Origin of the sequence: Nocardia sp. CC201C, assembly GCF_030010695.1 — a bacterium.
In the GTDB taxonomy this organism is placed as follows: domain Bacteria; phylum Actinomycetota; class Actinomycetes; order Mycobacteriales; family Mycobacteriaceae; genus Nocardia; species Nocardia otitidiscaviarum.
Map to the genome: position 1 here is coordinate 1 of NZ_JASCXP010000682.1, position 2,061 is coordinate 2,061.

The 2,061-nt window shown below is 69.5% G+C and carries 1 protein-coding gene; it reads left to right on the plus strand.

What is annotated here, in order from left to right; all coding sequences use genetic code 11:
- Positions 1 to 102 precede the first annotated feature (102 nt).
- Positions 103 to 1,857, plus strand: a complete 1,755-nt coding sequence (locus tag QK444_RS35870) for a penicillin-binding protein 2 (RefSeq protein ID WP_282786510.1) — start codon at positions 103 to 105, stop codon at positions 1,855 to 1,857.
- Positions 1,858 to 2,061: the final 204 nt, after the last annotated feature.

Consider the following 2,061-nt stretch of genomic DNA (forward strand, 5'->3'; position numbering starts at 1 on the left):
AACGCGGCGGGGGCCGCGCGCGGGCGCAAGCCGTCCAGACCGCGGCCCGCGCCGGGTGTGGACGCGTCCACCCGGTTCCGGTTCGGTGTGGGGCGGATCGTCATGCTGGTGGCGCTGCTGGTCGCGGCGTTGCAGCTGCTGTGGATCCAGAGTGTGTCCGCGCCACGGCTGTCGGCGGAGGCGGCCAGTCAGCGGACGGTGCATCAGGTCGATGCCGCCACCCGGGGGCCGATCATGGACCGCAACGGCAGATCGCTGGCCTTCACCGTCAATGCCAAGGCGCTGACCTTCCAGCCGGTGCGGGTGCGCAAGGACCTGCAGGAGGCGCACGACGAGAATTCGGCCACACCCGAGCCGGATCAGCGCATGCAGGCCATCGCGAAATACATTCACGACAAACTCGGCACCGCCGCGCCGGAACAGGATCTGCTGAAGAAGCTGCGCAGCGACGAGCCGTTTGTCTACCTGGTGCGGAACGTGGATCCCCGGGTGGCGGCCGATATCAGCCTGAAGTTCCCGGAGGTCGGCACCGAGCGGCAGGATCTACGCGAGTATCCGGGCGGCTCCCTGGCCGCCAATGTGATCGGCGCGACCGGCTGGGACGGGCACGGCCAGATCGGCCTGGAATCGGCCCTGGACGCGATTCTCGCTGGCACCGACGGCTCGCACACCTATGACCGCGGCTCCGACGGCGCGGTCATCCCGGGCAGCTGGCGTGACCGGCAGCCCGCCGTCAACGGCTACGGCGTCGAACTCACCCTCGACTCCGATCTGCAGTACTACGTGCAGCAGCAGACCCAGCAGGCCAAGGAGCTGTCCGGAGCGCAGGCGGCCTCGGCGGTGGTGCTGGACGCGCGCACCGGGCAGGTGCTCGCCATGGCCAATGATTCGACCTTCAATCCGGCCCTGGGACCGCAGCACTGGTCCAGCTCCTCGCTGGGCAACCCGTCGGTACAGGAGGTGTACGAACCCGGTTCGGTGAACAAGATCGTCACCGCCGCCGCGGCCATCGAATACGGCCTCACCACGCCCGACGAGGTGCTGCAGGTGCCGGGCAATATCTTCATGGGCGGCGTCACCGTCAACGACGCCTGGCAGCACGGCGTCATGCCGTTCACCACCACCGGCATCTTCGGCAAGTCCTCCAATGTGGGCACGCTGATGCTGGCGCAGCGCATCGGCGAGGACCGCTACTACGACATGCTGCAGAAATTCGGCCTCGGCCAGCGCACCGGCGTCGGCCTGCCCGGCGAGAGCGCGGGCGTGGTGCCCTCCCGCGAGCAGTGGTCCGGCTCCACCTTCGCCAATCTGCCCATCGGCCAGGGCCTTTCGATGACCACCCTGCAGATGACCGCCATGTACCAGGCCATCGCCAACGACGGTGTCCGGGTGCCGCCGCGCATCGTGAAGTCCAAGATCGACCCGGACGGCAACCGCACCGAGGAGGAACCGCCCGAGGGTGTGCGCGTGGTGAGCCCGGAGACCGCCGCCACCCTGCGCGAGATGTTCCAGGCCGTGGTGCAGCGCGATCCCATGGGCGTCCAGATGGGCACCGGGGTGCCCGCCGCCGTCGAGGGCTACCAGGTGGCCGGGAAGACCGGTACCGCGCAGCAGATCGACCCCGGCTGCCGCTGCTACTCCACCTCCAGCTACTGGATCACCTTCGCCGGGATGGCCCCCGCCGACAACCCGCGCTACGTGATCGGCCTGATGCTCGACGCCCCGGTGCGCAGCTCCGACGGCAGCGGCGGGCAGTCGGCCGCACCGCTGTTCCACGCCATCGCGTCGTGGGCCCTGCAGCGCGATCGCGTCCCGCCGTCGCCCCCGGCGAAACCCCTGATCCTGCAGGCGTCCTAGGGCTGGAAACGGGTGAGTGCACGCTTCGGACGACCCCGCACCGACTCCGGCGGGTGAGCGAACCGCGCCGCGCCGATCGCCCGGTGAGGCAACACAGGTAACCTGACTCGTCGATCCGTTGCGGTGGCCCGCGACGCGCTCGATCATCGCCCAGCCGTTCATCCCCAGAGAGGAGCTTCGTGCCCGCGCAGTCGCAACCGCGTA

Coding starts and splice junctions, on each gene's coding strand:
- QK444_RS35870 (WP_282786510.1), top strand. CDS start 103: ATGCTGGTGGCGCTGCTGGTCGCGGCGTTGCAGCTGCTGTGGATCCAG.